25 protein-coding genes are annotated in these 23,343 nt (G+C 63.6%); 14 read left to right on the top strand and 11 right to left on the bottom strand.

The features are described 5' to 3' along the window. Positions 1-77: 77 nt before the first annotated feature. Positions 78-380: a flagellar hook-basal body complex protein FliE gene (fliE, locus tag VPH40_RS23885; protein ID WP_230539976.1), complete on the bottom strand. Its 303-nt coding sequence runs from the start codon at positions 378-380 to the stop codon at positions 78-80. Here fliE and VPH40_RS23880 point away from each other — a divergent pair. From VPH40_RS23880 to fliR, 14 genes are all read left to right on the top strand, one after another. Further along, positions 277-633 carry a hypothetical protein gene (locus VPH40_RS23880; protein ID WP_328574687.1) on the top strand — a complete coding sequence of 119 codons (357 nt, stop codon included), beginning with the start codon at positions 277-279 and terminating at the stop codon, positions 631-633. The two genes, fliE and VPH40_RS23880, sit on opposite strands and share 104 nt — an antisense overlap. A gap of 84 nt (positions 634-717) precedes the next feature. Next, positions 718-2,433 (top strand): flagellar basal-body MS-ring/collar protein FliF, encoded by a 1,716-nt coding sequence (fliF, locus tag VPH40_RS23875; protein WP_251350721.1) that lies wholly within the window; start codon positions 718-720, stop codon positions 2,431-2,433. Next, positions 2,426-3,424 (top strand): flagellar motor switch protein FliG, encoded by a 999-nt coding sequence (gene fliG, locus VPH40_RS23870; RefSeq protein WP_077407811.1) that lies wholly within the window; start codon positions 2,426-2,428, stop codon positions 3,422-3,424. The genes fliF and fliG overlap by 8 nt, the downstream gene beginning before the upstream one ends. A 43-nt stretch (positions 3,425-3,467) precedes the next feature. Further along, entirely contained in the window at positions 3,468-4,181 is a 714-nt protein-coding gene (locus tag VPH40_RS23865; protein WP_289911482.1) for a flagellar assembly protein FliH, read from the top strand. 89 nt (positions 4,182-4,270) lie between these two features. Next, positions 4,271-5,587, top strand: a complete 1,317-nt coding sequence (gene fliI, locus VPH40_RS23860; RefSeq protein ID WP_233516143.1) for a flagellar protein export ATPase FliI — start codon at positions 4,271-4,273, stop codon at positions 5,585-5,587. A 32-nt stretch (positions 5,588-5,619) separates the two neighbouring features. After that, positions 5,620-6,060 (top strand): flagellar export protein FliJ, encoded by a 441-nt coding sequence (gene fliJ, locus VPH40_RS23855; protein ID WP_077407817.1) that lies wholly within the window; start codon positions 5,620-5,622, stop codon positions 6,058-6,060. 19 nt (positions 6,061-6,079) lie between these two features. Then, positions 6,080-7,384 (top strand): flagellar hook-length control protein FliK, encoded by a 1,305-nt coding sequence (locus tag VPH40_RS23850; protein ID WP_328574668.1) that lies wholly within the window; start codon positions 6,080-6,082, stop codon positions 7,382-7,384. A 186-nt stretch (positions 7,385-7,570) separates the two neighbouring features. Beyond that, positions 7,571-8,083, top strand: a complete 513-nt coding sequence (fliL, locus tag VPH40_RS23845; RefSeq protein WP_099666868.1) for a flagellar basal body-associated protein FliL — start codon at positions 7,571-7,573, stop codon at positions 8,081-8,083. Positions 8,084-8,089: 6 nt separating this feature from the next. Further along, positions 8,090-9,076: a flagellar motor switch protein FliM gene (gene fliM / locus VPH40_RS23840; protein ID WP_034754035.1), complete on the top strand. Its 987-nt coding sequence runs from the start codon at positions 8,090-8,092 to the stop codon at positions 9,074-9,076. Between the two features lie 48 nt (positions 9,077-9,124). Beyond that, a complete protein-coding gene (gene fliN / locus VPH40_RS23835) occupies positions 9,125-9,559 on the top strand; it encodes a flagellar motor switch protein FliN (protein WP_034754038.1) in 435 nt (144 codons plus the stop codon). Then, a complete protein-coding gene (gene fliO / locus VPH40_RS23830; RefSeq protein WP_305058528.1) occupies positions 9,556-10,155 on the top strand; it encodes a flagellar biosynthetic protein FliO in 600 nt (199 codons plus the stop codon). Before fliN ends, fliO begins: the two co-directional genes overlap by 4 nt. A 7-nt stretch (positions 10,156-10,162) precedes the next feature. After that, positions 10,163-10,921 (top strand): flagellar type III secretion system pore protein FliP, encoded by a 759-nt coding sequence (fliP, locus tag VPH40_RS23825; RefSeq protein WP_442906683.1) that lies wholly within the window; start codon positions 10,163-10,165, stop codon positions 10,919-10,921. Positions 10,922-10,931: 10 nt separating this feature from the next. Then, positions 10,932-11,201, top strand: a complete 270-nt coding sequence (fliQ, locus tag VPH40_RS23820) for a flagellar biosynthesis protein FliQ (RefSeq protein ID WP_035821365.1) — start codon at positions 10,932-10,934, stop codon at positions 11,199-11,201. Positions 11,202-11,217: 16 nt separating this feature from the next. Beyond that, entirely contained in the window at positions 11,218-12,072 is an 855-nt protein-coding gene (gene fliR / locus VPH40_RS23815; RefSeq protein WP_289903910.1) for a flagellar biosynthetic protein FliR, read from the top strand. Position 12,073: 1 nt separating this feature from the next. On the opposite strand, the gene VPH40_RS23810 is transcribed toward fliR, so the two are convergent. From VPH40_RS23810 to VPH40_RS23765, 10 genes are all read right to left on the bottom strand, one after another. Then, positions 12,074-13,333, bottom strand: a complete 1,260-nt coding sequence (locus VPH40_RS23810) for an MFS transporter (protein WP_328574667.1) — start codon at positions 13,331-13,333, stop codon at positions 12,074-12,076. A 48-nt stretch (positions 13,334-13,381) separates the two neighbouring features. After that, positions 13,382-13,834, bottom strand: coding sequence for a MarR family winged helix-turn-helix transcriptional regulator (locus VPH40_RS23805; protein ID WP_369811453.1), 453 nt, complete (start codon positions 13,832-13,834; stop codon positions 13,382-13,384). Positions 13,835-13,989: 155 nt separating this feature from the next. Beyond that, complete coding sequence (gene flgL / locus VPH40_RS23800; RefSeq protein WP_180278709.1) at positions 13,990-15,231, bottom strand: flagellar hook-associated protein FlgL; 1,242 nt, start codon at positions 15,229-15,231, stop codon at positions 13,990-13,992. 51 nt (positions 15,232-15,282) lie between these two features. Further along, positions 15,283-17,250, bottom strand: coding sequence for a flagellar hook-associated protein FlgK (gene flgK / locus VPH40_RS23795; RefSeq protein WP_099666860.1), 1,968 nt, complete (start codon positions 17,248-17,250; stop codon positions 15,283-15,285). Positions 17,251-17,338: 88 nt separating this feature from the next. Then, entirely contained in the window at positions 17,339-18,265 is a 927-nt protein-coding gene (flgJ, locus tag VPH40_RS23790) for a flagellar assembly peptidoglycan hydrolase FlgJ (RefSeq protein WP_289898654.1), read from the bottom strand. Positions 18,266-18,275: 10 nt separating this feature from the next. After that, positions 18,276-19,391 carry a flagellar basal body P-ring protein FlgI gene (locus VPH40_RS23785; RefSeq protein ID WP_099666858.1) on the bottom strand — a complete coding sequence of 372 codons (1,116 nt, stop codon included), beginning with the start codon at positions 19,389-19,391 and terminating at the stop codon, positions 18,276-18,278. Positions 19,392-19,393: 2 nt separating this feature from the next. Further along, positions 19,394-20,044: a flagellar basal body L-ring protein FlgH gene (locus VPH40_RS23780; RefSeq protein WP_099377950.1), complete on the bottom strand. Its 651-nt coding sequence runs from the start codon at positions 20,042-20,044 to the stop codon at positions 19,394-19,396. Between the two features lie 50 nt (positions 20,045-20,094). Further along, positions 20,095-20,877 carry a flagellar basal-body rod protein FlgG gene (flgG, locus tag VPH40_RS23775; RefSeq protein WP_034754070.1) on the bottom strand — a complete coding sequence of 261 codons (783 nt, stop codon included), beginning with the start codon at positions 20,875-20,877 and terminating at the stop codon, positions 20,095-20,097. Between the two features lie 72 nt (positions 20,878-20,949). Next, positions 20,950-21,693: a flagellar basal body rod protein FlgF gene (locus tag VPH40_RS23770; RefSeq protein ID WP_070253727.1), complete on the bottom strand. Its 744-nt coding sequence runs from the start codon at positions 21,691-21,693 to the stop codon at positions 20,950-20,952. A 60-nt stretch (positions 21,694-21,753) separates the two neighbouring features. Next, a complete protein-coding gene (locus VPH40_RS23765; protein WP_099666857.1) occupies positions 21,754-23,301 on the bottom strand; it encodes a flagellar hook protein FlgE in 1,548 nt (515 codons plus the stop codon). Positions 23,302-23,343 lie beyond the last annotated feature (42 nt).

Raw genomic sequence — 23,343 nt, 5'->3', positions numbered from 1 at the left:
GAGACGCGCAGCTGTACTGAAGTACAGCGAGCATCGCAGGCCGCAAAGGGCGCCGCGCAGTAGCTTTGGTGCGACGTTTACACTTGCATGTTCATGATCTCATGATATGCAGAAACTAATTTATTCCGCACCTGCACCGTCGCCTGGAATTCGATGCTCGACTTTTGCATCGACACCATCACGTCCGACAGGCTGACCTTTTCGTCGCCCATGGTAAAGCGCTGGCCCAGCGCGGACGAGGCTTTTTGCGCGCCGCTCACGGAGTCGAGCGCGCTCTTGAAGGCATCGGCGAAATTCACCTTCGCCGCCGGCATCTCGGTCTGGATCGCCGGTATTTTCGCCTCCGGCCGCGTGGCCGCCGACTTCAGTTGCGCGATCATCGCCTCGATCCTGCTGCTATCGATACCGCCTGTTTTCACTTTGCCTCCCGATTCTGGTGTGCTTCGTAACTGTTCCATGCCTGTTGCACCCAGAGAACAAAACCCTGGCTTGCAAGGCAACGACGGGTACAATAACTTCCGTCACATGTTGCCAGGGTTCCACAATACCAGCGCCAACGCCAGCCGCTCGGCCGAGCAGGCGGCAAAAGCGCCTTCTATTTGGACGATTGAAGCGCATGACAGTGGCGGATAATTCTGCATATCGCCCAATCCTCCCGAGGAAGCGGCCCCCACGCACCACCCAATACACGTAAATACACCGCCCTGGAAGGCAATCATGGCTGTAGCCGAAGAAATCGATGTGAACCGCATACCGCCGGAACCGGCGCCTGCCCGCTCGCCCGTGGAGTCCGTACAAGCGTTCGCCAAGACGCCGATGGGCAAGAATTTCCTGCGCGGCCTGGGCGTGGCGGCACTGGTCGCCATCGGCGTGGCCCTGTACATGTGGAACCAGCCGCCCGAATACAAGGTCCTGTTTTCCAACTACACGGACCGCGACGGCGGCGCCATCACCGCATCGCTGGACCAGCTGGGCATCAAGCACAAGTTTTCCGAAGGCGGCGGCGCCATTCTCGTGCCATCCGAGCAAGTCCACGACGCGCGCCTGAAACTGGCCGCGCAAGGCTTGCCGAAAGGCGGCAACGTGGGTTTCGAGCTGATGGAAAACCAGAAGCTGGGCGTGTCGCAATTCCTGGAACAGGTCAATTTCCAGCGCGCACTGGAAGGCGAACTGGCGAAATCGATCGAATCGGTGTCCGCCGTCGACACGGCGCGCGTCCACCTGGCCCTGCCCAAACCGTCCGTCTTCGTGCGCGAACAGCAAAAACCGACGGCTTCCGTGCTGCTGAACCTGCACCCGGGCCGCGGCCTGGACCAGCTGCAGGTGAGCGCCATCGTGCACCTGGTGGCGTCCAGCGTACCGGAATTGCTGCCAATCAATGTCACCGTGGTCGACCAGGCCGGCACCCTGCTGTCGAACCAGGAAAAGGACAAGGACCGCGCCAACGGCATCAAGAGCCTGGATCCGAACCAGCTGAAGTACGTGCAGCAATTGCAGCAAAGCGTGATCAAGCAAGTCGAATCGATCCTGTTGCCCATCGTCGGCGAAGGCAATGTGCGCGCCGAAGCGACGGCCGATGTTGATTTTTCGCAAAGCGAGCAGGCGGCCGAAACCTACAAGCCGAATTCCCCGCCGGAAGCGTCCACCATCCGCAGCCAGCAGACGAGCGAATCGACGGGCGCCGGCAATGCCAACCCGTCCGGCGTGCCGGGCGCGCTGTCGAACCAGCCGCCAGGCGTAGCCACGGCGCCATTGACGGCCGAGGCGCCGGGCGCCCCGGGCGGCGCGCCGACGGCGCCGACACAGAAGGAATCGACGACGAATTATGAAGTCGACAAGACCGTGCGCTACGAACAGAAATCCATGGGCGGCCTGCGCCGCCTGTCGGTGGCCGTCGTCGTCAACTACCGCCGCAGCTTCGACAAGGATGGCAAGGTCACGGTCAAGCCGATTTCCCCAGCAGAAATGATCCAGATCAATAATCTGGTCAAGGAAGCGATGGGCTACAACAAGGAGCGCGGCGACAGCTTCAGCGTGGCCAACTCGCCCTTCGACGGCATCGACCGCGCGCCGGAAGGCAAGCTGGAGTGGTGGCGCGACCCGGCCAACTTGCCGCTGGCCAAGGAACTGGCGAAATTCCTCATCACGGCCCTGATCCTGCTGTATATATTCATCAAGATCGTACGCCCGATGCTGCGCCCGGTCATGCGCAAGATCGACGATTTCGGCGCCCCGCCGCCCGTCATCGAGCCGGAACTGAGCAAGGACGGCGAAGAAAACGAAGTCCTGCTCAGCGAAGCGGAGCTGGAAGAACTGGAAGAAGATACGGCCCGCGGTTATCGCGAAAACCTGGCGATGGCCCGGAAACTGGCGCAGGAAGACCCGCGCGTCGTGGCCAACGTAATCAAAGCATGGATAGGCAATAATGACTGAGACAACGGGACTGCAGAAAGCATCGATCCTGATGCTGGCACTGGGCGAGAGCGAAGCGGCCGAGGTCATGAAATTCCTCGGCCCGCGCGAAGTGCTGAAACTGGGCGCCGCCATGGCCACCATGAAGGGCATCGCGCACGACCAGGTGGTCGAGGTGCTCGACGACTTCCGCGCGCAGACGGAACTCAATTCCACCGTCGGCCTCGATTCGGACGAATACATCCGCCAGGTGCTGACCAAGGCGCTGGGCGACGACAAGGCATCCGTGCTGCTGTCGCGCATCCTGGGCGGCAAGGATGCGTCCGGCATCGAATCGCTGAAGTGGATGGATTCGCAATCCGTGTCCGAGCTGATCCGCAACGAGCACCCGCAGATCATCGCCACCATCCTCGTCCACCTGGAACGCGACCAGGCCTGCGAAATCCTCGGCCACTTTACCGACCGCCTGCGCAACGACGTGGTCTTGCGCATCGCCACCCTGGACGGCGTGCAGCCGGCCGCCTTGCGCGAACTCAACGACGTGCTGACGAAACTGCTGTCCGGTAACGAAAACATCAAGAAATCGTCGCTGGGCGGCGTGCGCGCCGCGGCCGAGATCCTGAACTTCATGAGCGGCGAGCAGGAAGGCTCCGTCATGGACAATATCAAGAATTACGACAATGACATGGCGCAAAAGATCATGGACGAAATGTTCGTGTTCGACAACGTGATCGATATCGACGACCGCGGCATCCAGCTGCTGCTGCGCGAAGTGCAGTCGGAAATGCTGATCATCGCCCTGAAAGGCGCCTCGCAAGAGCTGCGCGACAAGATCTTCAAGAACATGTCGCAGCGCGCCGGCGAGATGATGCGCGAAGACCTGGAGTCGAAAGGCCCCGTGCGCCTGTCGGAAGTGGAATCGCAGCAGAAACAGATCCTGCAGATCGTGCGCCGCCTGGCGGACGAGGGACAGATTGTCTTAGGCGGAAAAGGCGAGGATTCGTTTGTCTAGTTTAATTCCCAAAGAGCAGCAAACCGCCTACCAGCGCTGGGAAATGACCTCGTTTGGCGACGAGCGTCCCAGCGTGGTGGCGGCGCGCAAGCTGCTGGAACCGGACCCCGAGCCCGAAATCGATCCGGAAACCGATCCCTACGGCGAGCTGCACCAGGAAGAGCTGGCCCCGCCGCTCGAATACCCGACGCAGGAAGAACTCGACGCCATCCGCGAGGAAGCGCGCGCCACGGCCTTCGACGAAGGCCGCGCGGCCGGCTATGCGGAAGGCCATGCGGCCGGGCATGCCGACGGCCATGCGCAATCGTATGCGGAAGGCAAGGCGGCGTCCGCCGTGGAACTGGCGCACCTGCAAACCATCGCCGTCGACTTCGGCACGGCCGTGCACCAGGCCGACGAGCTGATCGCCAATGACGTGATGGAACTGGCCTTGCAGCTGGCCAAGGGCATGCTGAAGACGGCCTTGCCCGTGCGCCCCGAGCTGATGCTGCCGATGGTGCGCGAAGCCATCGAATACTTGCCTGTACTACAACAACCAGCCTTGCTGATGCTCAACCCGGACGATGCGCAAGTGGTGCGCGACGGCATCGGCGATGAGCTCGACAAGGGCGGCTGGCGCGTCATCGAAGACCCGTCCGTGGAACGTGGCGGTTGCAAGATCGACACGGCCAGCAACCAGATCGATGCGCAGACGTCCACCCGCTGGCACCGCCTGACGCATGCGCTGGGCAAAGACCTGGACTGGCTGGCGCCGTGAGCGAGCCCGTCAAAGGCCCTGCTGCCCATGCGGCGCGCTGGCGCGCCTACCTGAGCGACTGTACGGCCGTGGTCGGCTTTGTCGAACCGATGCAGATTTCAGGCCGCGTCACGCGCGTGGCCGGCCTGGTGATGGAAGCCGTGGGCCTGCGCCTGGCCGTCGGCGCCGCCTGCACCGTGCCGCTGCCGAATGGCGGCCGGGTCGAGGCGGAAGTGGTCGGCTTTGAAGGCGAACGCCTGTTCTTGATGCCGCAAAGCGACGTCGAGGGCATCGTGCCCGGCACGCGCGTGTTTTCCGTCGAACCGGCCATTCCCCGTCCCGGCAGCGTGGCGCACCCGCGCCGCCGCCCCAGCGACCGCGCGCGCCACCTGCCCGTGGGTCCGCAACTGCTGGGCCGCGTGCTCGACGGCGCGGGCCGCCCGCTCGACCAGCTGGGCCCGCTGCACACGACGGACAGCGCCCCCATCAATGTACGCCCCGCCAATCCCCTGGGCCGCGCGCCCATCGTCGACACGCTCGACGTGGGCGTGCGCTCGATCAACGCCATGCTGACCGTGGGCCGTGGCCAGCGCATGGGCCTGTTCGCCGGTTCCGGCGTGGGCAAGAGCGTGCTGCTGGGCATGATGGCCCGCTACACGGAGGCGGACGTGATCGTCGTCGGCCTGATCGGCGAACGGGGACGCGAAGTCAAGGAATTCATCGAGCAGATCCTGGGCCCCGAAGGCCTGGCCCGCTCCGTCGTCGTGGCCGCGCCGGCCGACACGCCGCCGCTGATGCGCCTGCAAGGGGCAGCGTATGCGACGGCGATTGCCGAACACTTCCGCGACCAGGGGCAAAACGTGCTGCTGATCATGGATTCGCTGACCCGCTACGCCATGGCGCAGCGCGAAATCGCCCTGGCCATCGGCGAACCGCCCGCCACCAAGGGCTATCCGCCGTCCGTCTTCGCCAAGCTGCCCGTGCTGGTGGAGCGGGCCGGCAATGGCGAGGAAGGCGGCGGCTCGATCACGGCCTTCTACACCGTGCTGACCGAGGGCGACGATCAGCAGGACCCGATCGCCGACTCGGCGCGCGCGATTCTCGACGGCCATATCGTGCTGAACCGGCGCCTGGCCGAAGCGGGCCATTATCCCGCCATCGACATCGAGCAATCGATTTCGCGCGCCGCCCACTCGATTACCACGCACGAACACCAGCAGCAGGCGCGCAAGCTGAAACAGCTGTATTCGCGCTATGAACGCAGCCGCGACCTGATCAGCGTGGGCGCCTACAGCGCCGGCACCGACCCCGTGCTGGACCAGGCCATCGCCCTGCATGAAAAGATCGAGGCGTTTTTGCAACAGCAAATCACGGAGCGGGTCAGCATGGACGAGAGCTTGGGGCAACTTACCGCTCTATTCGACTGATTAGGGCTTGCATAGCGGGAATATAATCAGCCATGGCTTCTCCTTCCCAACTTGCAACCCTGATCGACCTTGCCCAGCGCGAAACGGACGACTGCGCCAAGCGCCTGGGCGCGGCCCTGAAAGCGCTCGACGATTGCCGCCAGAAGCTCGACATGCTGTCAGGCTACCGCGACGATTACGCCAAGCGCTTCGAGACAAGCATGAGCAGCGGCATTACGCCCATGGCTTACCGCAACTTCCAGGCCTTCATGGTCAAGCTCGACAGCGCCATCCTGGGCCAGCAGCAGGTAGTCGAGCATGCGCAAGCGCGCAGCGACAATGAAAAGATGCGCTGGCAGTTGGCCGAACGCAAGCGCATGTCGTACACCACCCTGAACAACCGGGCGCAGGAACAGGCGCTGAAGCTGGAAAACAAGCGCGACCAGAAAGCAATGGATGAGCACGCGGCGCGACAAGCCTATTACAAACGCTAAGCAACACTGAGGCAGCATCATGCAAACCCAGCCAACACCGATTTCCCAGATTATCTCGCCGAACGCCACGCCGGGCGCCGCCAACCGCAGCCAGCCGACCACCAGCGGCACGGCGGGCGACTTCCAGCGCACCCTGAACCGCCAGATCGAGCAACGCCAGGCCAGCCGCAATATGGCACAGGCGCAAGTACAAGCGCCGGCGCCGGCGGCCCGTCCTGCCAGCCCTACCAGCCCTGCGGCCACACCGGCCCAGGCGCCAGCCAGCGAAGCGAAACCGGCGCCAACGGGTACCGAACAGGCGGCCAGCAGCGAACAGCCGCCAGCGCAGTCCAGCGAGGCGGCCGCGCCCGCCACCGCCGACAACGCCAGCGCCCCGGCCGAGGCCAGCGTACCCGCCGCCCCCGCTACCGCGACAGTCGCGCCGCCAGCCGATCCGGCCGCCGAGATGCTGGCCCTGGTGGGCAGCATCCAGCTGGCCATCCAGCCGCCGGCCGCAGCCGCCAAGGCCGTGCCGGAACTGCCCGCGCGCGCCAGCGTCAAGGCCGACGGCAAGAACCCGGCCGCGGGCCCCTTGCTGGCAGCGGGCCAGAGCAGCGGCAAGGCTGCCGCCACCGTCATCGCGCAAGCCGACGGCGGCGACTTTGCCGACAGCCTGGGCCAGGCCCAGGGCAGGACGGCCGCCGCACCGGGCGCCAGCGTGCCAACCGGCAAGGCCGAACCTGGCAAGCTGGCCATCGACGCCCAGCTGGCAGCCACCGCCAAGGCGGGCGCCGCCGTGGCCGAACCGATCATCAAGGAAACACCTGCCGACCTGAGCCGCCTGGCGGCCCAGTTGCAGCCGGGCGCGCTGCAGCAGGCCGCAGCCGCCGTGGCCGTGCCGGCCGACAAGCTGACGGGCCGGGTCGGCACGCCGGCCTGGGACCAGCAGCTGGGACAGAAAGTCGTGTGGATGGCGGCCGGCGGCGACCAGAGCGCCACCCTGACCTTGAATCCGCCCGACCTGGGACCTGTGCAAGTGGTACTGACAGTCACCAATGACCAGGCCGATGCCGCCTTCATGTCGGCCCAGCCGGAAGTGCGCCAGGCGCTGGAAGCGGCCATGCCGCGCCTGCGCGAGATGATGAGCGAAGCGGGCATCGCCTTTGGCAGCGCCACCGTCTCGGCCGGCACGCCGGAACAGCAGGACCAGGGTAACCGGGAAGCATCCGGCGGACGCCGTGGCAATGGCCAGGGCGGCGGCGTAACGGGCGGCGAGATCGCCATCGCGCCAGCGGCAGGCGGACGCAGCCGGCCCAGCCTGAGTGCCGTGGATACCTTTGCCTGAGGACAATTCGTCGTCCGTCAGCCGCTGGCGCGCCCCCTGACGTAACTTTTCGTCTAAAAACAGCGAGTTGAGGGCGCTTCCGCCCTCTTTTCACTGCATCCTTCTGCGCAGAATTTGCCGATAATGACATAATGGCGTCGTGATCCACTTCCATGCACTCGAGTACCATTGAAAGCAAATCCAAAAATGAAAGCAGATCCGAAAGCAGATGCAGGCCTGGCTCCCGCCGGCGCCTCGAAAAAGAAGCTTCTGATCATCGTGCTGGCCTCGGTGCTGGTGGCTGGCAGTATCGGTGGCGGTGCCGCCTGGTACTTCCTGCATGGCAAGGCCGATAAAGAAGAATCGGCGCCCAGCAAGAAAAAACATGCCGCTTCCAAGGCAGGTCCGCCCGTCTTCGTGCCCATCGATGCCTTCACCGTCAACTTGCAGCCGGAAAATGGCGAGCAATACCTGCAAATCGCGTTTACCTTGCAGGCCAGCAGCCCGGAAGAAATGGACTTGATCAAGGTCAACATGCCGAAAGTGCGCAGCCGTTTATTGCTGCTGCTGTCCGGCAAGAAGGCGTCCGAACTCAATACCGTGGAAGGCAAGCAGCAACTGGCGGCCGAAATCATCAATCAGGTGAACCAGCCGTTCGAGGACAAAGGGCCGGAGCAGGACGTGACGGACGTATTATTTACCGCATTCATCATTCAATAAGCAGCCATGGCCGATAATTTCCTCTCCCAGGAAGAAGTCGATGCCCTTCTGAAGGGCGTCAACGGAGACCAGGACGACGCGCAGGCGCCGGAAGATGTCACGGGAGTTCGTACCTACAACCTGGCAACCCAGGAGCGCATCGTGCGCGGCCGGATGCCAACGTTGGAAATTATCAACGAGCGTTTCGCCCGTCTGCTGCGCGTGGGCCTGTTCAACTTCCTGCGCCGCAGCGCCGAAGTGTCCGTCGGTTCCGTGCGCGTGTCGAAATACAGCGAGTTCATCCGTAACCTGGTGGTGCCGACCAACCTGAATTTGGTGCACATGAAGCCGCTGCGCGGCACGGCCCTGATGGTCTTCGATCCGGGCCTCGTGTTCTTGCTGGTCGACAATCTGTTCGGCGGCGACGGACGTTTCCATACGCGCGTCGAAGGACGCGACTTTACGCAGACGGAGCAGCGCATCATCCTGCGCATCCTCGACATCGTCTTCGAGGCGTACACCAAGTCGTGGGAGCCGGTCTTCCCCGTCGAGTTCGAATATATCCGTTCAGAAATGAACACGCAGTTCGCCAACATCGCCACGCCGAACGAAGTGGTGGTGGCGTCCACGTTTACGGTGGAATTGGGCTCCGTTTCAGGACAAATCCACTTCTGCATGCCGTATTCGATGATCGAGCCGATCCGCGATTCGCTGACCTCCAGCCTGCAGGGCGAGGCGCTGGAAGTGGACAAGCGCTGGATCCGCCTGATGACGCAGCAGATCCAGATCGCCGAAGTCGAGCTGGTCGCTTCGCTGGGCACGGCGCGCGTGTCGTTCGATGAAATCCTGAACATGAAGGTGGGCGACATCATCCCGCTGAATATTCCCGAACTGATCGCCGCCACCGTCGACGGCGTGCCCGTGATGGATTGCACGTACGGCGTGTTGAACGGACAATATGCGCTGAAGGTTGAAAAGTTGCTGGCTAACGCCGATAACATGAACAATCATTAAAAAATACCCGGGCCGCTGCGGCCCGCATCTGTACAACAGGAGAAACACATGTCTGACAACCAAGACGACCAAAGCGCGGAAGACGATTGGGGCGCGGCCATTGCCGAGCAGGCCAAGGCGGAAGCCGAAGCGCTGCAAAACCAGGCCGCCAATACGGCCAGCGCCGCCAGCGCCGCCGTGTTCAAGGACTTTTCCAAGCAGGCATCGAAGTCGGAAACGCACAACGATATCGATTTCATCCTCGATATCCCCGTGCAGCTGACGGTCGAACTGGGCCGCACCAAGATCGCCATCAAGAACCTGCTGCAACTGGCGCAGGGTTCCGTGGTCGAGCTCGACGGCCTGGCCGGCGAACCGATGGACGTGCTGGTGAACGGCTGCCTGATCGCCCAGGGCGAAGTGGTGGTGGTGAATGACAAGTTCGGCATCCGCCTGACGGACATCATCACGCCTTCCGAACGCATCCGAAAATTGAATAAATGAAGCCTGGCCTGTTGATTTCCACTGTGCTGCCGTTCCTGGCGGCATGCAGCATCGCGCACGCCGAACCGGCAACCGCGTCAGCGCCGGCGGCCAGCGCCGCCAGCGCTTCCGTCGCGGCGGCAAGCGAGACACCGCCAGCCGCCACGGCGCCGGCCGCCTCGGCTGCAACGGCGGTGCCGGCCTCCGCGCCTGCCGCCGCCCTGCCCGCCATGCCGCCCGGCGCACCGATGACGATGGCGCCGACCAGTTCGGCCGGCAGCTTGCTGCAAACCATCTTCGCACTCGTGTTCGTGCTGGCCCTCCTGATCGGCCTGGCCTGGTTCATGAAGCGCTATGGCCCCAAGGTCATGGGCGGCAACAGCAAGATGCGCGTCGTCAGCTCGCTCAACCTGGGCGGACGCGAACGCATCGTCCTCGTCGAAGTGGCCGACCAGTGGATCGTCGTCGGCGCCTCGCCCGGCAGGATCAACGCGCTGGCCACCATGCCGCGCCAGGAAGGCGACTTGCCGCAACTGGCCACGGCGCAAAACGGCCCCGCGGCCGCCAATTTTTCCGAGTGGCTGAAACAGACCATCGAAAAACGCAATGGGAAATAAGCAGCAGATGGCGTGGTCCACCTTGAAGACTCCCCTGACCTGGCTGCTGGCGGCCGCCGCCCTGGCCTTGCCGCTGTGGGCCATGGCCCAGCCGGGCATTCCGACCTTCAACAGCACGCCGGCCCCAGGCGGAGGCCAGAATTACTCGTTGCCGGTGCAGACGCTCATCCTGATGACGTCGCTCACCTTCCTGCCGGCGGCCCTCCTGATGATGACCTGCTTTACGCGCATCATCATCGTGCTGTCCCTGCTGCGCCAGGCCATCGGCACGCAATCGGCGCCGCCGAACCAGGTGCTGGTGGGGCTGGCCCTGTTCCTGACCCTGTTCGTCATGGGGCCCGTGTTCGACAAGATTTATACGGATGCCTATCTTCCTTATCAGGAAAACAAGATCACCATGCAGCAGGCGATGGACAAGGGCGTCGATCCCCTGAAAACCTTCATGCTCAAGCAGACGCGCCAGGCCGACCTGGCCCTGTTTGCCAAGATGTCGCGCTCGCCGGCCCTGCAAGGTCCGGAAGACGTGCCGCTGCGCATCCTCGTGCCCGCCTTCGTCACCAGCGAACTGAAAACGGCGTTCCAGATCGGCTTTGCCATCTTCATCCCGTTCCTGATCATCGACATGGTGGTCGCCAGCGTGCTGATGTCGATGGGGATGATGATGATGTCGCCGGCAACGATTTCGCTGCCGTTCAAGCTGATGCTGTTCGTGCTGGTCGATGGCTGGCAGTTGCTGCTGGGCTCGCTGTCTCAGAGTTTTTACTAGGGGAAATACGATGACACCCGAAAGCGTCATGACCCTGGGCCGCCATGCGATGGAAATCACCCTCATGGTGGCCGCGCCCATGCTGCTCGTCGCCCTCATCATCGGCTTGATCGTGAGTATTTTCCAGGCGGCAACGCAGATCAACGAGGCGACCCTGTCCTTCATCCCCAAGCTGGTCGGCATTTTCGTCGCCCTCGTCGTGGCGGGCCCCTGGATGCTGTCCGTCATGCTCGACTACATGCGCCAGGTCTTCACGGGCATCCCGAACCTGGTGGGCTAGTGCTGCGCTTGTTGCCATGCTGACCCTGTCCAGCATCGAACTCAATACCTGGATCGCAGCACTGCTGTGGCCGCTTAGCCGCATCCTCGGCCTGATCGCGGCCGCCCCCCTGTTCGGCAACGCGGCCGTGCCCGCCACCGTCAAGGTAAGCCTGGGCGCCCTGCTGGCCATGATCATCGCCCCCACCGTGCCGGCCTTGCCTGCCGTCAACCCAATGTCCTTGCCCGGTTTATTGATCCTCACGCAAGAGATGCTGGTGGGCCTGGCCATGGGCTTTTCCATCCGCATCGTATTTTCCGCCATCGAAATGGCCGGCGAAATCAGCAGTCTCACCATGGGCCTGGGCTTCGCCTCGTTCTTCGACCCGCAAACCAAGGGCAGGTCTTCCGCCATCAGCCAGTTCCTCGTCATGCTGGCCACCTTGATGTTTTTGACAGTCAACGGCCACCTGGTCTTGCTGGCGGCGCTGGCGGAAAGCTTCGTCAGCCTGCCGATTTCATCGAGTCCCATCAGCGGCGGCGGCTTCCAGCAATTGGCGGCGTGGGGTGGGGAAATTTTCCGTTCCGGCCTGCAAATTTCGCTGCCCATCATCGCTGCCTTGCTGCTGACCAACGTGGCGCTTGGCATCTTGACACGAGCCGCGCCGCAGCTGAACATCTTCGGTATCGGCTTCCCCGTCACCCTGGGCGTGGGCTTGCTGGTGATCAGCATGGTCCTGCCCTACCTGGCCACGCCCTTCCAGAACATGTTCCTGCGCGGCATAGAAACAGCGCGCCTGCTGCCGCGCGGCTTCGCCACGCGCGACCGGCCGCCGCCACCCGCACCGCCGAATCCCTTGCGCCCCCCGGCGCCGGCCGCGCCGGCGCGCTGACTCACTGCGGGTCGCTGCTCAGCGCCGCGCGCCAGCGCCGCACGTCGACGCTCAGGCGCAACTGGTGATGTTTGACCAGGTAGCGCACGCCGACCAGCGCCGCCGCCAGGCCCGACAAGGCGGCTATGCCCAGCGCCCAGCGCGGGCCGAAGGTGTCGGCCACCCAGCCCACGATGGGCGCGCCCAGCGGCGTGCCGCCCGCCGAGATGGCCAGCACGATGGCCATGACCCGGCCCCGCATGGCGGGCGCCGTCGACAGTTGCACGCTGCTGTTGACGCTGGTGGTAAAGGTTTGCGCGGCGATGCCGATGACTACCAGCATCATGCCGAACAGCCAATAATTGGGCATCACGGCGGCCAGCGCGCAAGCCAGGCCGAACAGCGCAGCGGCGCCCAGCAGCAAGGCCAGCGTGGGCTGGCCGCGCCCGGCCGCCAGCAGGGCGCCGGCCACGGAGCCGCAAGCCATCACGGAACTGAGCACGCCATACTGGCCGGCGCCCGCATGGAAGGCCGTCACGGACATGGTCGACAGGAAGATGGGGAAATTCAGGCCGAAGGTGCCGATCAGGAACAGCATCAGCAAAATGGCCATCAGGTCGGGCCGCTGGCGCACGTAGCGGAAGCCGTCGCCCAGGCTGGCCCGCGTAGCCTTCGGGCGCGGCGCGCGGCGCAGCAATTCCACGCGCAGCAGCAACAGCGAACCGATCACGGCGGCAAACGAGACGGCGTTGATGATGAAGACCCAGCCGCTGCCGACGCTGCTGATCAGCAAGCCGGCCACGGCCGGGCCCAGCATGCGCGCCGCATTGAAAGAGGTGGAATTGAGCGCCACGGCATTGGTCAAATCTTCCTCGCCGACGATTTCGGCCACAAAAGTCTGGCGCACGGGCGAATCGAAGGCCGTCACGCAGCCCAGCAGGAAAGCAAACACATACACGTGCCACAGTTGCACGAGGCCGCTGATGCACAGCAAACCCAGGCCCAGCGCCAGCAAGCCCATGGCTGCCTGCGTACACAACAGCAATTTCCTGCGGTCGAGCAAGTCGGCCGCCATGCCCGTCAGGGGCAGCAACAGCAGTTGCGGGCCGAATTGCAAGGCCATGACGATGCCGACGGCGCTGGCATTGTGCTGCGTCAATTCGCTCAGCACCAGCCAATCCTGCGCCGTGCGCTGCATCCAGGTGCCGATATTCGACACGAGGGCGCCGCCGGCCCAGATACGGTAATTGGGAATGCGTAGCGAACGGAATGTGTTGTTCATCTGGGCGTGCGGGCTCCTTGCCGGGGTCGTGGTGGAAAATTCAGCGGATCACTCCGCCAAGCGTTTGAGTAATGCCACCGCGTGGTTCAGTTCGGTGACTTCGTCCGGCGTGAGCCGGGTTTCAATGGTGCGCGCCAGCCAGTCTTCGCGCGCGGCGCGGCTGGCCGCGATCCAGACGCGGCAGCTGTCCGTCAGGGTCAATATCGTTTGCCGGCCATCAAGCGGGTCGGGCGACCCCGTCACCATCCGCGCCTCGGTCAGCGCCAGCACGGTGGCGGCCATCGACTGGGGCCGCATGCCTTCGGCGCGCGCCAGGCTGCTGGCCGTGGCGGGGCCGTCGCGTTCGAGACGGCTGAGCACGGATGCCTGCGACATGCTGACATCGCCCAGGTGCGCCTCTTCGCGCAGGCGGCGGCGCAGCTTGCCGACCAGGATGCGCAATTCGCCGGCCAGTTGCAGAACTTGTTCGTGGTCTTCTTGCGGGGTGGTCATGGCAGTCATGTAGTGGATCAACGGCCTCCACTATAGCAGATATGCAGGTAGACTGCACAGTTTACCTGTATATCTTGCCAGAACGGCCATCTTGCGGACGTAAAAAAGCCGGGGCGGGAGATGTCCTCCCTGCCCCGGCTTGCCGGTTATCCGATGCGGGCCGCTTAGCTGATGTAATTGAACAGCGACAGGCCCGAGATCGAGGTAAACGACTTCTGCGCCGCCTGCAGGGTGATCTGCTGCTGGCTGAACAGGGAAATCGCCTTCACCATGTCCAGGTCCTGCAAGCCCGAGAGGGTGCTCGCATACTGCAGGTCGAGGTCGTCGCCGGCGCTGTCGAGCGTGTCGAGTTCCTTCAGGCGCGAACCGACTTCCGCGCGCACCGACAGCACATTGTCGTAAGCCGTATCGAGGATGTCGTGTGCCGCGTTCAGGCCGGCCGTCAGGCGCGCCTGCCCCGCGTCGCCGGAGGCCGGCTGGCCCAGCACACCGATCAGGTTGGTAATCGTGCTAAAGATCGATTCCTTGCTGCTGGGCTCCAGGGTGAACTTGTCCAGGTCGGCCGGCTTGCCCGCGACATTGACTTGCTGGCCGTCAAAGTTGATGGCATCGCCCGACTTATACGCTACCGGCACGGCCGGATTCGGGATGGTCTGGCCCAGGGTCACGTCCGTCACGGTATAGGTCGTGACGGCGGCGGTGCCCGTGCCCGTCACCTGGAAATCGATCGAGTACTTGTGCCCCGTCAACTTGGTGGGATCGGTGACGGTGCCGCCGGAAATGATGCCGGCGCCGCCGCGCGTGAAGTTGCCCGGATCGGCCGCCGTGGTGAACTTGCCGTTGCCCGTCAAATTATTCTCGAACACGGCCGCGCCCGAATCGCTGGTGGCCAGGTAGCGGGCCGAGCCCACTTGCAGTTCGCGCTGGCCCTGGTCACCTGCGTAGGTGGCGCCGCCCGGCGTCTGGCTGAACGGTTGCGTCGTCGACTTGTAGCCGCCGAACAGGTAGCCGCCCGCGTTGTCGGACGTGTTGGCGATGCCCAGCAGGTCCGTCAAGCGGCCCTGCAGTTCCGTGGCCAGGCTCTGGCGGTCGACATCCTTCAAGGCCGGATTACCGGCTTTGAGCACCAGTTCCTGCACGTCGGCGAGCAGCGAGGTGGTGCTGGCCAGGGCCAGCTCTTCCTGCGAGAGGAAATTCTTGGCGTTCGAGCGGTTCGTCACGAATTGCGTGTTGATCGTTTGCGACTGCGTCACTTCCAGCGCGCGCGCCGAAGCGATCGGGTCGTCGGCCGGCGTCAGGTTGCGGCGGTTCGCCGACAGCTGCATCTGGCTACGGTTCAACGCGCCCTGCAGGTTGTTCAGCTGCGTGCTGCCCGCGTCATAGATCATTTTGGTACTGATGCGCATGATGCTGCCCTTCCTGATGGCGGCGGACGCCAGGCGCCGCCGCTTGAATAATTAACGTCCGAGGCCGATGACCACGTCGAACAGGGTGCTGGCGATCTGCATGACCTTGCCGCAAGCCTGGTAGGCTTGCTGGTAGCGCAGCAGATTGGCCGCCTCTTCATCGAGGTTGACGCCGGAGACGGCTTGCTGCTGCGTGCTGGTTTGTTGCAACAACGCAAGACTGGCCAGGCCGCTGACCTGTACTTCGCGCGTCTTGTTGCCGACAAAACTGACGGTTTCCGCGTACGAACCCTGGAACGTGGCCTTGCCGCCGTCGAGAATGTTTTTCGTCTGCAAGCCCGCCAGCAGGGAGGCATTGCGGTTGTCGCCCACGCCGCCCGAGTTCGGCCCGATGGTGAACTTATCGCCCTGCGCGGGCGCCCCCGTCATGTTGACGTTGATGCCGCCAAAGCTGAAGCTGTCGCCTTCCGTGTACGGGATGTTCGCCGTGCCGGCCGGATACGTGGTGGTGGCGCCGTTCAAGCCTTTCACGGTCACGGCCTGGCCCGCGGGGAAACCCGACAGCGAAGTGGTCGCCTTGTCGTACGTCAAGGTGACGGGGCCCGTCAAGGCGTTGCCTGGCGTCAAATACGCCTTGTCCACGCTACCTGCGCCCAGCTTGCCGCTACCCGTGTTGCTGACGGGCGCAGCCGTGACGATGGGCGCGCCGGCGGCCAGTTTGTTGCGGTCGGTAATCGCCACGGCCAGGTCGGAGGCGCCGTGCGCCGTCGGCCTGACCATGAAGTTGTCGCCTTCGGCGGCCGCGCCCGAGATCGAGAAATCCACGCCGTCGATGGTTTGCGGCACGGTTTGCGGATACGGGTTGATGGTCGTTTTCGCGCCGTCGCTCTGGCGCGTCACCACATAATTGGAACCGTCATACTTGACGGCATAATCGCTGGCCGTCAGCTTGGTCGGATCGCTGACCTTGGCCGACAGAACGGTCGTGCTGGTCGCATTGTTGCGGTAGTCGGCGCCGATGACGGGATCGGGCAACTTGAAGAAGTCCGTCCCCATGTCGCCATTCAAGTCCTGGCCCAGCTTGTGCTGCTCATTGAAGGTGGACGCCAGTGCGATGGCGACCTTGCCCAGCGAATTCTGGATGCGGTCCAGGCTGCCGCTGCGGAATTCCAGCAAGCCGCCCAGCGCACCGCCGCTGAGGGAGCTTTCCGACAGTTTGCTGACGCTCGAGCCCGTCACATAGCCGATGTCCAGGCGGTTCGGGTCCGTCGGCGACGGCGTGGTGGCCAGTTCAAAGTTCTTGTCGCCCACCACCAGCGGCTGGCCCGAGCCGATCGAAACGGTAATCGAATTGCCGGCGCCAGGCTGAACCGTTGCCTTGACGTATTTATTCAGTTCCGTGATCAACTGGTCGCGCTGGTCCAGCAAATCGTTGGGCTGATTGCTTTCATTCACGGTCAGGTTGGTAATCGAGGTATTCAGTTCCGCGATCTGCTTGGCGTAGGAATTGATCACCTTGACGTTCGACGTGATCTGCGAATTGACGCCGTCGCCGATCTCCGTCAGGCGCGCGCTGAGGCCCTGGAAACGGGCCGTCAGCGAGTTTGCGCTCGACAACAATGCCTGGCGCGACGACACGGACGAGGGATTCGAGCTGAAATCCTGCACGCCCTTGAAGAAATCGGCCATCGCCGGCGACAGCCCGGCCGTGGGGTCGGCCAGCATATTGTCGATCTGGGTGATTTGCGTGTAATACGCGTCGAGCGAACTGGTGGCCGACTGCGCGGCATTCACCTGGGCCGCCATGAAACCGTCGTACTGGCGCTTGACTTGCGATACCTCGGTACCATTGCCAACAAAGCCATAACCGGCATTGTTGAACTGCGCCGTCTGCTGCAGCACCACCTGGCGGTTGTAACCGTCCACGTTGGCATTGGTGATGTTATGCCCGGTCGTCGACAGGCCCACCTGCGCTGCAAGCAAACCGCTCTTACCGATGCTGAGTAGATTCGAAGTCATGGTGTCTTATTGGTTACCGTCAAATGTATTTACGGCAGCCGCGGCGAAAACTTGAAGCGCGCGGCTTGCACGGGGGCAAGGCGGGGCGTCAGCCGACCAGAGAATTTTTAATGATTTTTGTCAATTTGGCAGCGTAATTCGGGTCCGTCGCATAACCGGCTTTCTGCAAGCCCTGGGCGAAGGTGCTGGCGTCGCCCGCGCTGGCCAGGACTTTTTCGTAGCGTTTGTTGTTGGTAATCAACTGCGCATAATCCTTGAAGCTGTCGGCATAGCTGTCATAGGCGCGGAATTTTTCCACCTTGCGCTGCGCCTTGCCATTCACGTATTCCGTGGTGACGGCTTCCGTGACCTTGCCCTTCCAGTCGCTGGAAGCCTTGATGCCGAACAGGTTGTGGCTGCTGCTGCCGTCGCGGCTGATGATTTCGCGCTTGCCCCAGCCCGTTTCCAGCGCCGCCTGGCCCAGCATGAACTTGGCCGGGATGCCCGTGGCGCGGCTGGCTTCTTCCGCATGCACGCCCAGCTTTTCCTGGAAGGCGCGCACGTGCGGCGCCTGCGTGGCGTTGGCCTTGTCGCTCAGGGTCTTGCCGCTGGCGGCGGCGCTGCCGGCCCCCTCGGCAAGGGCGCCCTGCTGCTGGCGGAAGGCGGCCAGCGCCTGCGCCATGCTCGAGGAACGGGGCGACGGCGCTTCGGCGCCATCGGCGGCCAGCGCCTGGTTCGACGACGACAACTGGCGGATCAGCACGTCCGCCAGGCCCGTGCCCCGCTTGGCCAGGTTCTGGCTCGTCTGCTGGTCCAGCATCGAGGTGTACATCTTGCTTTGCTGGCTATCCATGATGCCGTCCTGCGGCGTGGCTTCGCGCATGCTTTTCATCATCATGTTGATGAACATGGCTTCGAATTGCGTGGCCGCCTCTTTCAGGGCGGCGGGGTCCTTCGCCTTGGCGGACTGGCGCAAGCCATCCATGCCTTTCACGTCATAGGCGGCGGTATTGCTGAGGTCGGTTTGACTGATCATGGCATGTCCATCAAATGATTTCAAGTTCGGCGCGCAGCGAACCGGCCGCCTTCATCGCCTGCAGGATGGCCAGCAAGTCTTGCGGCGAGGCGCCGATGGCGTTGAGGGCCTTGACCACGTCGGACAGCGAGGCGCCGCCCTTGACCAGCATGACCTTGCCCGGTTCCTTCTTGATATCGATCTGCGCCGTCTGCGTGACCACCGTGCGCCCGCCCGACAAGGGGGCCGGCTGGCTCACTTGCGGCTCGACATTGATGGTGACGGACAGGTTGCCGTGCGAAATGGCGCACGTTTCCAGGGTCACGGACTGGTTCATCACGACGGAACCGGTGCGCGCATTCATGATGACCTTGGCCGCCAGGCGGGCCGGGTTGACTTCGATGCTTTCCAGCTGGCCCAAAAAGGACACGCGCTGGTCGCTGCCGCTCGGCGACTGCACCTGGATCACGCGGCCGTCGAGCGCGGCGGCCGTGCCGGCGCCGTAGCGGCTGTTGATGGCGTCGACCACGCGGCTGGCGGTGGCGAAATCGGTGGCGTTCAATTCCAGGCGGATGGTGTTGTTGGCGCCCAGCGCCGAAGGCACGGTGCGCTCGACGGTCGCGCCGCCCGAGATGCGGCCCACGCTCAGGTGATTGATGACGACGGAACTGCCGGCCGCCTGCGCGCCCACGCCGCCCACCAGCACGTTGCCTTGCGCCATGCCGTACACCTGGCCGTCGGCGCCCTTCAGGGGCGTCATCAATAAAGTGCCGCCGCGCAAGCTTTTCGCATTGCCCATCGACGACACCGTCACGTCGAGCAACTGGCCCGGCTGGGCAAACGCGGGCAAGGCCGTCGTCACCATCACGGCGGCCACGTTTTTCAGCTGCAAACTGGTGCCTTGCGGCAAGTTGATGCCCTGCTGCTGCAGCATCGCCGCCACGCTCTGGATGGTGAACGGGGTTTGCGTGGTCTGGTCGCCGCTGCCGTCGAGGCCGACGACGAGGCCATAGCCCATCAGCTGATTCTGGCGCACGCCGGCGATGCTGGCCAGGTCCTTGATGCGTTCGGCTTGCGCCACGGGCGCCAGCAGGGAAATGGCCAGGCCGAAAATGGCGAGAAAGCGGGGAAAGGTCGACGTTGCCATGATCAGAACGGCAACAGGCTGAGGAAGAAGCGCGACGCCATCGACGCCATTTCGGCGCGGTCGATCTGGCTGTTGGTGCGGTATTCGACGCGCGCTTCGGCCACCTGGGTCGAGGGCACGACATTGCCCGTGCCGATGGTGTCCGGATTGACCATGCCCGAGAAGCGGATGAATTCCGTGCCCTTGTTCATGGCGATCTGTTTTTCGCCGGCGACGATCAAGTTTCCGTTTGGCAATACCTCGATCACCGTCACGCCGATGGTGCCGGAAAACGTGTTGCTGGCGGACTGGTTGTCGCCATCGGCAAATTTCGTCGCGCCATTCGCCGCCACGGTGCCGCCGAAACGGCCCTGGGCGAAGCCGGGCGTGGAAAAGCCCACGCTGCCGGACTTGTTGCCGGAACTGGCGCCCGCCTTGACGGCATTCGTGCGCTCGGTGATGGCGATCGTCATGGTGTCGCCCACGTGGCGCGCGCGGCGGTCTTCGAAGGCGGGACGGTAGGTCGATGGCTGGTAGATGGAACCGTTGTTGACGACCACGGGTTCCGGCATCGGCGCGCGCGTGGTGGTGGGATATTGCACAATGGACGTAGGCGTGATGGCGCAGCCGGACAGCAGGACTGCAGAGAACAAAGCGATGATGGGGTATTGCATGGCGAACCTCCGCTGCCATCCGGCGGCGGATGGCATGACGACTATGAAAATTAAAGTTGCGACAATTTCTGCAGCATTTGATCGGATGTGGTGATGGCCTTGCTGTTGATCTCGTAGGCGCGCTGCGTCTGGATCATGTTGACCATTTCCTCGGCCACGTTGACGTTCGACGTCTCGATATAGCCCTGCATCAGCACGCCGGCGCCGTTCGTGCCCGGGGTGTTGGTTTGCGCCACGCCGGAGGCGCCCGTTTCCATGTACAGGTTTTCGCCCTTCGATTCCAGGCCGGCGGGGTTGACGAAAGTGGTCAGTTGCAACGAGCCGATTTGCGATGGCGCAACAGTGTCGGGCAAGGTGACGGAGACGGTGCCGTCGCGCGCCACGGTCAGGCTCAGCGCATTGGTCGGCACGGTGATGGCGGGCTGGATGACGAAACCTTCCGAGGTGACGAGCTGGCCGTTGGCATCCGTCTGGAACGAACCGTCGCGCGTGTAGGCGGTGGCGCCGTCCGGCATCAGCACCTGGAAGAAACCGGTGCCGTTGACCATCACGTCGCGCGAATTGCCCGAAGCCTGGGGATTGCCCTGCGTATGGATGCGTTCGGTCGCCACGGTGCGTACGCCCGTGCCGATCTGCAAGCCCGATGGCAGCTGGGTCTGCTGCGACGATTGCGCGCCCGGCTGGCGCACATTTTGATACAGCAAGTCCTCAAACACGGCACGCGACTTCTTGAAGCCGGTGGTGCTGACGTTGGCCAGGTTATTGGCGATCACGTCCATCTGCGTCTGCTGCGCTTCCAGGCCGGTCTTAGCAATCCAAAGGGAACGAATCATGATATTTCTCCAATAACAGCGCTAACCAGCCCTGTAGACTATTTCTATGCGACCATTATGCGGTGGCCCCCATCAATTCAAAGCGAGGATCTGGGTGGCTTTCGCCGCGTTATTCTCGGCATTCTTCAACAAGCTCATTTGCGTTTCGAACTGGCGCGCCAGGGCGATCATGCTGACCATCGAGTCGACGGGACTGACATTGCTGCCTTCCAGCGCACCGGTGGTCAGCTTGACGGCCTGGTCGGCCTGCGCCACCGTGCCATCCTTCAGGCGGAACAAGCCGTCGTCGCCGCGCACCAGTTGCTGCTCCGGCGGGTTGACCAGCTTGATGCGCCCCAGCACCGTCGAGGGGCCGGGCGGCACGTCGGTGGAAATCGTGCCCACCGTGCCGTCGCTGGCGATGGCCACCGTCACGCCGGGCGGAATCGCCATGGGGCCCGTATCGCCCTGCACCATCAGCCCACCCTGCGTTTGCAGCATGCCGTTTTCATTGAGTTTCAGGGCGCCGTTGCGCGTGTAGGCTTCGGAACCGTCGGCCGACTGCACCGCGATCCAGCCGCCGTTTTCCACGGCCACGTCGAGCGCGCGGCCCGTGTGCTGCATGGGACCTTGCGTGAAATCGGAACCGACCGTCGAATCGACGACGAAGGCGCGCGTCGGCATCATGCCGTCGGCCACAACAGGCACGGCGCGGAACGAGTCGAGCTGGGCACGGAAACCCGTGCTGGTGGCGTTCGCCAGGTTGTTCGCCGTGGTCGCCTGCTTGTCGAGGATGTGCTTGGCGCCCGAGCCGGCGGTGTAGATGAGACGGTCCATGTGTTTTCTCCGTGCAAAACGAAAGCCGGGAGCAGTCCGAAAGAACCGCTCCCCTTACTCTTAACGCAGGTTGACTAAGGTTTGCAGGACGGAATCCTGCGTCTTGATGGTCTGCGCATTCGCCTGGTAGGCGCGCTGGGCCGTGATCATGTTGACCAGCTCCGCCGTCAGGTCGACGTTCGACACTTCCACCGCCGAGGCGCGCAAGTTGCCCAGGGTGCCAGTCTTCGGCTCGCCCGTGATGGGCTTGCCCGAGGCCGAGCTTTCCACCCAGGCGTTGTTGCCCAGCGGCTCCAGGCCGTTCGGGTTGGTAAAGTTGCTCAACACCACTTGGCCCAGGGCGCGCGTCTTGCCATTGTTGTACTGGCCCTGGATGACGCCGTCGTCACCGACGATGAATTGGCTCAGCTGGCCCGCCTTGTAGCCGTCCGCTTCCGTTTTCTTTTCCGCCGTGGTGGTGCCCAGCTGGGTCGACCTGGTGAAATCGACCTGGACCGACAGGGTCGCATTCGCGCCCGTGGCCGGGAAGATCGGCAGGTTGACGGTAACGGGCAAGGTTTGCGGCGGCGTCAGGGCCAGCATGGCGGCCCGGTCCAGGCTGCCGACCGTGTTGAAGACCAGGGAACCGGTCTTGACGGCCGGCACCACGGTCACGTTGCGGATGGCCTCGTCGATCTGGTCGGGCGTGCGGCTCGAGTTGACGCCGTTCGGCACTGCGCTGCCGTAGGTGGCGGCGATGGCGGCCAGTTGCGCCGGCGTGGCGCCCGCGGCGGCGGCGGCGGCCGAGACGGCGGCACCGACCGCATTGCCATAGGCGACGGCGGCGGCCGTCACGTTGGCCGGCACCAGCGGCACGGCCGTGGCGGCGGCCTGGTAGGCGGCGCGCGCGGCCAGCGAGGCTGGGTCCGTCTGCAGGGCGGCCGCGACCTTCATGCTGGTCACTTCCGTGCCGTCAATGGCCGAGTAGACATCCCAGGTATTGGTGCCCGTCTTGACATAGAAATTCGCCATGTTGTGGGAATTGCCCAGCGAATCGAAGACTTCGACGGGGAACTGCTTGTGGTACGAGGTGTCGTCCGTCGACTTGAACGGCACCGTGGTCGGCATGGCCGTGTTCGAATTGAGGTTGACTTGCGTGTCGACCTTGGTCGTTGCCTGGGGCTTCATGTCCGACTGGTCGATCTGCAGGGGCACGACGGCGCCGGCGACGATCTTGCCGTTGACGTCGGCCGGATAGCCAGTCAGCTGCGCCAGCTGGGCGTTGACGATGAAACCGCTCTTGTCGACCTGGAACTGGCCATTGCGCGAATACTGGATGGCGCCATTCACGCTGGTACGGAAGAAGCCGCCGCCATTGATGGCGATATCGAGGGGATTTTGCGACGTTTCCAGGTTACCCTGGTTAAATTGCTGGGCGATTTGAGAGACCGACACGCCGATCCCCGCCTGGTTGCCGCCCACGCCATACAGCGAGTTGGCATAAATGTCGGCGAACTGGGCCTGCGACTGCTTGAAACCCACGGTCGACGAGTTGGCGATGTTGTTGCCGATGACGTCCAGCGATTTGGCGGCGCCATTCAAGCCGCTCAGGCCTTGTTGGAAAGACATTGTGTTCTCCTGGTAGAAATTAGGGGTAGAGGGTCACGCTAA

Source organism: Janthinobacterium sp. P210005 (assembly GCF_036231865.1).
Lineage (GTDB): Bacteria > Pseudomonadota > Gammaproteobacteria > Burkholderiales > Burkholderiaceae_D > Janthinobacterium > Janthinobacterium kumbetense.
The sequence above is the reverse complement of the archived record's forward strand: the minus strand, read 5'-3'. Positions and strand labels throughout refer to the sequence as shown.

Excerpts from the sequence above, each read along its gene's own strand:
- fliE (WP_230539976.1), bottom strand. The coding sequence starts at position 380 with ATGATCGCGCAACTGAAGTCGGCGGCCACGCGGCCGGAGGCGAAAATA.
- VPH40_RS23785 (WP_099666858.1), bottom strand. The coding sequence starts at position 19,391 with ATGGCAACGTCGACCTTTCCCCGCTTTCTCGCCATTTTCGGCCTGGCC.
- flgJ (WP_289898654.1), bottom strand. The coding sequence starts at position 18,265 with ATGATCAGTCAAACCGACCTCAGCAATACCGCCGCCTATGACGTGAAA.
- flgL (WP_180278709.1), bottom strand. The coding sequence starts at position 15,231 with ATGCGCATCAGTACCAAAATGATCTATGACGCGGGCAGCACGCAGCTG.
- fliP (WP_442906683.1), top strand. The coding sequence starts at position 10,163 with ATGGCGTGGTCCACCTTGAAGACTCCCCTGACCTGGCTGCTGGCGGCC.
- fliN (WP_034754038.1), top strand. The coding sequence starts at position 9,125 with ATGTCTGACAACCAAGACGACCAAAGCGCGGAAGACGATTGGGGCGCG.
- fliL (WP_099666868.1), top strand. The coding sequence starts at position 7,571 with ATGAAAGCAGATCCGAAAGCAGATGCAGGCCTGGCTCCCGCCGGCGCC.
- VPH40_RS23865 (WP_289911482.1), top strand. The coding sequence starts at position 3,468 with ATGACCTCGTTTGGCGACGAGCGTCCCAGCGTGGTGGCGGCGCGCAAG.
- fliI (WP_233516143.1), top strand. The coding sequence starts at position 4,271 with ATGCAGATTTCAGGCCGCGTCACGCGCGTGGCCGGCCTGGTGATGGAA.
- VPH40_RS23805 (WP_369811453.1), bottom strand. The coding sequence starts at position 13,834 with ATGACTGCCATGACCACCCCGCAAGAAGACCACGAACAAGTTCTGCAA.
- VPH40_RS23770 (WP_070253727.1), bottom strand. The coding sequence starts at position 21,693 with ATGGACCGTCTCATCTACACCGCCGGCTCGGGCGCCAAGCACATCCTC.
- fliG (WP_077407811.1), top strand. The coding sequence starts at position 2,426 with ATGACTGAGACAACGGGACTGCAGAAAGCATCGATCCTGATGCTGGCA.
- VPH40_RS23850 (WP_328574668.1), top strand. The coding sequence starts at position 6,080 with ATGCAAACCCAGCCAACACCGATTTCCCAGATTATCTCGCCGAACGCC.
- fliF (WP_251350721.1), top strand. The coding sequence starts at position 718 with ATGGCTGTAGCCGAAGAAATCGATGTGAACCGCATACCGCCGGAACCG.
- VPH40_RS23810 (WP_328574667.1), bottom strand. The coding sequence starts at position 13,333 with ATGAACAACACATTCCGTTCGCTACGCATTCCCAATTACCGTATCTGG.
- fliQ (WP_035821365.1), top strand. The coding sequence starts at position 10,932 with ATGACACCCGAAAGCGTCATGACCCTGGGCCGCCATGCGATGGAAATC.
- fliJ (WP_077407817.1), top strand. The coding sequence starts at position 5,620 with ATGGCTTCTCCTTCCCAACTTGCAACCCTGATCGACCTTGCCCAGCGC.
- flgK (WP_099666860.1), bottom strand. The coding sequence starts at position 17,250 with ATGACTTCGAATCTACTCAGCATCGGTAAGAGCGGTTTGCTTGCAGCG.
- fliR (WP_289903910.1), top strand. The coding sequence starts at position 11,218 with ATGCTGACCCTGTCCAGCATCGAACTCAATACCTGGATCGCAGCACTG.
- VPH40_RS23780 (WP_099377950.1), bottom strand. The coding sequence starts at position 20,044 with ATGCAATACCCCATCATCGCTTTGTTCTCTGCAGTCCTGCTGTCCGGC.
- VPH40_RS23765 (WP_099666857.1), bottom strand. The coding sequence starts at position 23,301 with ATGTCTTTCCAACAAGGCCTGAGCGGCTTGAATGGCGCCGCCAAATCG.
- fliM (WP_034754035.1), top strand. The coding sequence starts at position 8,090 with ATGGCCGATAATTTCCTCTCCCAGGAAGAAGTCGATGCCCTTCTGAAG.
- flgG (WP_034754070.1), bottom strand. The coding sequence starts at position 20,877 with ATGATTCGTTCCCTTTGGATTGCTAAGACCGGCCTGGAAGCGCAGCAG.
- fliO (WP_305058528.1), top strand. The coding sequence starts at position 9,556 with ATGAAGCCTGGCCTGTTGATTTCCACTGTGCTGCCGTTCCTGGCGGCA.